At 72.7% G+C, this 6766-nt stretch carries 5 protein-coding genes and 1 pseudogene; 5 read left to right on the top strand and 1 reads right to left on the bottom strand.

Features of this window, described 5'->3' with window-relative positions; translation table 11 throughout:
- Positions 1–69 precede the first annotated feature (69 nt).
- Entirely contained in the window at positions 70–1449 is a 1380-nt protein-coding gene (locus ACFRMQ_RS36330) for an FAD/NAD(P)-binding protein (protein WP_380735104.1), read from the bottom strand.
- Positions 1450–1780: 331 nt separating this feature from the next.
- On the opposite strand from ACFRMQ_RS36330, the gene ACFRMQ_RS36325 reads away from it, so the two are divergent.
- From ACFRMQ_RS36325 to ACFRMQ_RS36305, 5 genes and pseudogenes are all read left to right on the top strand, one after another.
- The gene (locus ACFRMQ_RS36325; protein WP_380735103.1) at positions 1781–2926 is read left to right on the top strand and encodes a peptidoglycan-binding protein; all 1146 of its coding nucleotides are present in this window, start codon (positions 1781–1783) and stop codon (positions 2924–2926) included.
- A 298-nt stretch (positions 2927–3224) separates the two neighbouring features.
- A complete protein-coding gene (locus ACFRMQ_RS36320; RefSeq protein ID WP_380735102.1) occupies positions 3225–5072 on the top strand; it encodes a phage tail sheath family protein in 1848 nt (615 codons plus the stop codon).
- Between the two features lie 8 nt (positions 5073–5080).
- Entirely contained in the window at positions 5081–5605 is a 525-nt protein-coding gene (locus ACFRMQ_RS36315) for a phage tail protein (RefSeq protein ID WP_380735101.1), read from the top strand.
- 14 nt (positions 5606–5619) lie between these two features.
- Entirely contained in the window at positions 5620–6351 is a 732-nt protein-coding gene (locus tag ACFRMQ_RS36310; protein WP_380735100.1) for a hypothetical protein, read from the top strand.
- Positions 6344–6766 (top strand): annotated as a pseudogene (locus ACFRMQ_RS36305) (hypothetical protein); the annotation flags it as partial. The gene ACFRMQ_RS36310 and the pseudogene ACFRMQ_RS36305, both read left to right, overlap by 8 nt.

Raw genomic sequence — 6766 nt, 5'->3', positions numbered from 1 at the left:
CCGCGCGAGGGGCCGTACGAGCTGCCGATCCCGTCGACGGATCCCTTCGAGCATCCATCTGACCATCCGTCATGGGCAAGCACTGTTCGGCCCGGTGGGTCCTCCCAGGAGGGTGGCGGCGAGGGCGGCGGCCTGAGCGCGGATCTCGGGGATGGCGGTGGACTCCAGGAGGGCGCCGCGGCGAGGGGGGCCGAGTGTCCAGAGCGGGACCGGCGGGGCCCCGGCCGGGGGTCGCAGGCGACCGCCGGGGGTGGTGTGGAAGCCGACACCGGTGGGATCGGGCGCGGCCAGGCCGGCGGCGAGGAGACCGGCGACGAGGGGGTCGTCCAGACGGCGGACATCGTCCTGGGGGCCGGTGCAGTTGACGACGGCGCCCACGCGCAGGGCGCGCCCGTCGCGGAGGCGGACCAGGACGGAGTCCTCGCCCGGCACGGCGTCGGTGACCTCGCCCGGGGTGACCCGGACCCGGCCCGCGCCGATCGCGTCGCGCAGGGCCCGGGCGACGGCCGGGGGGATGCGGTGCCGGTGGACGTTCCACAGGCCGTGGTCGTGGCGGAGGAAGCGGGTGCGGTCGGCGAGGGGCAGCCGCTGCCAGAGCTCGGCGGTGACCGGGCGCAGGCCGTCGATCCCCACCCGCCAGTCGCCGTACTCGCGCCGGCAGGCCGAGATGTGGCTCAGCAGGGTCCGGCGTACCTCGTGGAGGCGCGCGCCCGGCGCGAAGCGCGGCAAGGGCGCGGCGGGCAGCGCTGACTCGGCGTGCGGCTGGGGCAGCAGGCCGTGCCGGGAGATCGCCCGGACGGCGAGGCCCGCGCGGTCGAGGGTGAGGGCCACGTCGACCATGGTCAGGCCGGTGCCGACGAGGAGGACGTCGCCGTCGCGCGGCAGGCCGGCGAGGGCGCCGGGGGCCCAGGGGTCGGGCAGGTAGCGGGGGGAACGGCGCAGGGCCGGCGGGACCCAGGCCTCTCCGGGGGGGAAGTTGCCCAGGGCGAGGACGACCGCCTCGGCCGGCAGGGGCCGGCCGGACTCCAGGGCGAGCGTCACGCCGCGGCCGGTCCGGCGCACACCCACGACCCGCTCGTGGACCCGGTGCAGCCGCCCGGGGCCGGACCGGGCCGCGGCGTCCAGCACGTCGGCGAGGTACTCGCCGTACAGCGCCCGGGGGACGTAGTCGTCGCCGGTGTGGGCGCCGGGGGACCGTCGGGCCAGCCAGCGGACGAAGTGGTCCGGCGCGTCCTGGAAGGCGCTCATCCCGCCGGCCGGGACGTTCAACCGGTGGTGCGCGGCGCTCGTGGAGTAGGCCACCCCCCGGCCGGCGGCGGCCGCCGGATCGATCAGCCGCACCGCCAGGTCGAGCCGCAGCGCGGCGGCCCGGCGGAGCAACTGTGTCGCGGTCAGGGTTCCGGCGGCTCCCGCGCCGACCACGGAGACACGGTGGGGGGCCTCGGGCATCGTTCAGGTCACCTCGGAAGGGGGAGCTCTCTGCCGTCGACGGGGGTCGGTCGGGAGGAACGACCCGGTGCGGCGGTTGTCACTGTAGCCGTCCGGGGCCGAGGGCCCGGGGTGGCGACCTGAAAGTCGATGAGCCGGCGAATGGACACATCTTCGACCAAGGCGCATCTGTTCGAGTGCGAGCCGTTCGGGGGATTCGGCCCAGGGGCTCCTTCGGAGGCGGCATCTGATCGTCATCTCCCGTTACCATCAAGCCAGTTGACATCACATCAGATTGCCCGCGAATGTGGATGTCGCTGCCATCGGTCGAAAACTCGGGGGAGGGTTCCGGATGGCGTACGCGCAGGGCTACGACGTTTCCGACTTCCAGTCCGGCATTCCGGATGATGCGGACTTCGTGTTCATCAAGGCCTCCGAAGGCGGGCGCACCGAGCAGTCGGGGTACGCCGCGAAGGTCGCCGACGCCCGGGGCCGCGGGCTGGTGGTCGGCCACTACCACTTCCTGCACGCGGAGAACCCCGTCGAGGGAGAGATCGAGCACTTCTGCCGGGTGGTCGGCCAGGTGCCGGCCGGCGAACTGCTGGCGCTGGACTTCGAGCCGTACGGGCAGGGCGTCGACGACGCGAGCGCGACCGACGTGAAGAACCGGTGGCTCGCGGCGGTCAAGTCGCGCTACCCGGACAACAGGGTCGGGCTCTACGTCAACCGCGACTACTGGTTCCGCACCGACGACGACTGCGGCGACTTCCTCTGGATCGCCGACTACGTCCAGCCCGGCTCACCGCGGATCCAGGCGGCCTGGAAGTTCCACCAGTACGGCGAGGACCCGCTCGACTCGGACGTCTACAACGGCTCGGCGGCCGACCTGCGGGACTGGGCGGGTGCCCCGGCTCCTCGGCCCGAACCGACGCCTCAGCCGTCACCCGCTCCGGCCCGGTACCGGACGAGCGTCGGCGGACTGCCGTACGGGTACGGCGTGCACGGCGACCAGGTCACCGCGGTCGGTCGGGCACTGGTCGCGGCCGGCTTCGGCCGGCACTACCAGCAGGGCCCCGGGCCGGACTGGTCCGACGCCGACACCCTCAACTACGCCGACTTCCAAAGCAGTCTGGGCTACTCGGGCTCGGATGCCGACGGCGTGCCGGGCGAGACCTCGCTGCGCGAGCTGCTCGGCGGGCCGATCCCGCTGGCGCAGGTGGACCACGGTCATGTGGTCGCCTCGGCGCGCCACGACCCATCCGCGCCGCAGGGTGCCACGACGTACCCCGACGACGTCTACACCGTGCAACTCGCCCTGGTCGCGGAGGGTCTGCTCGACCCGCAGTGGGGTCACGGCTCGTTCGGCACCAGGACCATCGCGGCGTACTCCGCCCTGCAGAGCCGGTACGGCTACTCCGGGCAGCAGGCGGACGGCATCCCCGGCGTCCAGTCCCTGACCCGCCTCGGTGAGGCGCACGGGTTCACCGTGGTCGACTGAGGGGAAGCCGCGTGCGGAGTGGCGCTCAGCCCCTGCTCGGCCGCCGGCGGAAGCACCCGCCCGAACAGTCGATCGACCAATCACGGCTCCCCGAGGGTGAATGACAGCGTTTATGGAATGATCAGATTTTTTCTCTTCACCTACCTCGCACCACGGGAAAGTCATTCGTCCCGGAAATGACTTGACGTGATCTCGGGTTCCGAATGAGACTGGAGCTCAGGAGAGTGGGCACAGCTGATTATTCGCGGACTCTCCTCCTTCATCTCTCTTGAGGCACGAAGTGAACGGAGGGGGAAATTTGCCGACGCAAACGTCTTATCCGGGCGTCTACATCGAAGAGCTTCCCAGTGGCGTTCGCACCATCGCCGCGGTGGGCACTTCGGTGACCGCGTTCGTCGGGGCCACCCGGCGCGGCCCGGTGGACCAGCCCGTCACCATCACCAGTTACGCGGACTTCGAGCGCAGGTTCGGCGGACTCTCCGCGGACAGCCCGGTCAGCTACGCCACCCAGCAGTTCTTCCTGAACGGCGGCGCGATCGCCGTGGTGGTGCGGGCGGTGGCGGCCGGGACCAGCGGTTCGGCCGCGGTCACCCTGGACTCGACCCAGACCTCGACCGCCACGGCGGTCCTGGACGTGACGGCCAAGGAGCCCGGCACCTGGGGCGGGTCCCTGCGGGTCGCCGTGGACTACCAGACCCCGACGCCCGGCGACACCTTCAACCTTCAGGTGTTCGACACCACCGGCACGGTTCGGGAGTCCTTCCAGAACCTGTCCGCGCAGGAGGGCAGCGCCCGCTTCGCCGAGACGGTGGTCAACCCGGGCTCGGCCGTGGTCCGGGTCAAGGTCCGCGCGGCCGGCCGGCCCGACCCGGTCGGCACGGTCTCCAAGCCGTTCGCGGCGGCGCTGCCCGACCTGACCCAGGACATCCAGGTCAAGATCGGCGACGTCACCCGGACGTTCAGGATCTACGACCCGGCGGTGGACGGCAGGGCGCCCTCCGGCGTCACCGAGCTGGCCCTGCTGCTGGAGCGCAAGCTGCGCGCGCTGCCCGACGCGCCCGGCAAACGGGCCTTCGCGGGCACCCGGGTGACGGCCTTCGGCCGGCAGCTGCAGGTGGTGGCCGGCTCGGGCGACCAGACCGACGTGGTGCGCTTCCTCGGCGAGGCGGCGAACGACCTCGGTCTGGAGAGCATCGTCAACCCGCCGGTGTTCGCCCTGGCGGGCGGTCGGGACGGCGGCGCGCCCGGCCCGACCGACCTGATCGGCAGCGAGGCCGGCAAGACCGGCATCCAGGCCCTGCGCGACGTCCAGGACGTCAACCTGCTGGTCCTGCCCGAGCTCGCGGGCTACGGCAGCGTGGACGACATGGCGACGGTGGTCTCCGCCGCCGAGGCGCTCTGCGCGGACAAGCGGATGTTCCTGATCGTGGACTCGCCCGCCTCCTGGACCACGCTGGACGCGGCGCGGGCGGGCCTGCCGGCACTGGACCCGGTGCGCAGCGACCACGCCGCGCTGTACTTCCCGCACCTGGAGCTGGTCGACCCGCTGACCGGGAGGCTGCGCGGCTTCCCGCCGTCCGGCACCATCGCGGGCATCATGGCCCGCACCGACGGCGAGCGCGGGGTGTGGAAGGCGCCGGCCGGCACCGAGGCCGTGCTCTCGGGCGTGCGGGCGCTCACCGTCCCGATGACGGACCGGGAGAACGGGCTGCTCAACCCGCTCGGCGTCAACTGCCTGCGGACGTTCCCGGTGGTGGGCCCGGTGGTCTGGGGCGCGCGGACGATGGCGGGCGCCGATGTGCTCAGCTCGCAGTGGAAGTACGTTCCGGTGCGCCGGCTCGCACTGATGCTGGAGGAGAGCCTCTACCGGGGCACCAAGTGGGTCGTCTTCGAGCCGAACGACACCCGCCTGTGGGCGCAGATCCGGCTCAATGTGGGCGCCTTCCTGCACACCCTGTTCCAGCAGGGCGCGTTCCAGGGCGTCTCCGCGCGCGAGGCGTATTTCGTCAAGTGCGACAAGGACACCACCACCCAGGACGACATCAACCGCGGTGTGGTCAACATCCTGGTCGGATTCGCGCCGCTGAAGCCGGCGGAATTCGTGGTCGTCAAGATCGAGCAGCTCGCCGGACAGTTCGAGGTTTAAGGATCTCCATGGTTGAGTTCTCGGTCAACGCCTATCGGTTCGATCCGTACAAGAACTTCAAATTCCTGGTCGTCTGGGACGGGCGGGTGGTCGCCGGGATCAGCAAGATCAGCCCGCTCAAGCGGACCACCGAGGTGGTGAAGCACCGCAACGGCGGTGACCCGAGCGCACCGCGCAAGTCACCCGGCCGGACGGACTTCGAGGCCGTCACGCTGGAGCGCGGGGTCACCCATGACGCCGAGTTCGACCGCTGGGCCAACAAGGTCTGGATGGTCGGCGCGGGCCGCGGGGCGGAGGTGTCGCTGCGCGACTTCCGCAAGGACCTGGTGATCCAGGTGCTGAACGAGGCCGGGCAGGTCGCCGTCGCCCACAAGCTGTACCGGGCCTGGCCCAGCGAGTACCAGGTGCTCGGCGAACTGGACGCCAACGCCAACGCGGTGGCGATCCAGAGCCTGAAGCTGGAGGTCGAGGGCTGGGAACGGGACGAGGAGACACCGGAGCCGGAAGAGCCCTCCTTCAACCTGCCGTCCTGACCGGCACCACGGACATGGAGCGGCTGAGCGCGGTGGCACTGCTGGCCACCTGGGAGTCGGGCCTGACGGCGAGCCGTACCGGGCGCGCCCTGCTGCTGCACGCCGCCGCCCGGCCGGCCGAGGACCGGGCGGCCCTGCTGGCCGTACCGGTCGGCGAGCGGGACGCGGAACTCTTCGAGCTGCGCGTCGCGCTGTTCGGGGAGCGGCTCGACGTCCTGATCACCTGCGGGAACTGCGCCGAGGAGATGGAGTTCGACTTCGCGGCGGCCCAGGTGGTCGGCGCGGCCCGGCCGGCCGACGGGCCGCTGGTGGTCGCGGCGGACGGCTGGCAGGTCAGCTTCCGGCTGCCGACCACCGGCGACCTGGCGGCGGTCGAGCGGCTGCCCGCGGCCGAGGCCCGGGCGGCGCTGCTGGCCGAATGCGTCCTCGAAGCCTCCCGCGCGGGAGGGCCGGCGGCGGCGGACCAGCTGCCGGAGGAACTGCGGCAGCGGATGGCCGAGGCGGCGGCCGAGGCCGACCCGTGTGCGGACATACGGCTGAACGTGGCCTGCCCGCAGTGCGGTGACCGGACGAAGGCGGGGCTGGACATCGTCTCCCACCTCTGGGACGAGCTGGACGCCTGGGCCCGCGGCACCCTGCTCGACGTACACGTGCTGGCCACCGCCTACGGCTGGAGCGAACCGGAGATCCTGGCGCTCAGTCCGCTGCGGCGGCGCTACTACCTGGAGCTGTGCGCAGATGCCTGACTACTTCGACCGCCTGCTCGGGCGGAGTGCACCGGAGGGGCTCGACGGGCTCACCCCGGTCCGCCCGCGCCTGTCGGGGCCGTTCGAGCGAGGCGACGCCGTCGGGGCGGCCCTGCCCGTGCTCCGGGAGGAACCGGACGGGCCGCGCCGGGCGGCGGTGCCGGCTGCCGACCAGCCGGTGCCGCGGGAGCCCTCGGTGCGGCCCCCGGCGACCGCACCGGCGGCGTCACGCGCTGCCGAACGGCCGGCCGCGCCCGCGGTGTCGCCCGTGCGGCAGACGCCCCTGCTCGTGGTGCCCTCCGTCGGCGCGGCGCCCGCGCCGGCTGTCGGGCCGGTGCGGCGGGAGACCGCGGAGCCGCGGGTGACCGAGCGGACCGTCACCGCGCCACAGGAGGCGGTCAAGCCGCCGGGGGCG

Source organism: Kitasatospora sp. NPDC056783 (genome assembly GCF_042789895.1).
GTDB lineage: Bacteria > Actinomycetota > Actinomycetes > Streptomycetales > Streptomycetaceae > Kitasatospora.
This window is presented reverse-complemented; position numbering and strand designations above follow the sequence as displayed.

Coding starts and splice junctions, on each gene's coding strand:
- ACFRMQ_RS36330 (WP_380735104.1), bottom strand. CDS start 1,449: ATGCCCGAGGCCCCCCACCGTGTCTCCGTGGTCGGCGCGGGAGCCGCC.
- ACFRMQ_RS36325 (WP_380735103.1), top strand. CDS start 1,781: ATGGCGTACGCGCAGGGCTACGACGTTTCCGACTTCCAGTCCGGCATT.
- ACFRMQ_RS36315 (WP_380735101.1), top strand. CDS start 5,081: ATGGTTGAGTTCTCGGTCAACGCCTATCGGTTCGATCCGTACAAGAAC.
- ACFRMQ_RS36310 (WP_380735100.1), top strand. CDS start 5,620: ATGGAGCGGCTGAGCGCGGTGGCACTGCTGGCCACCTGGGAGTCGGGC.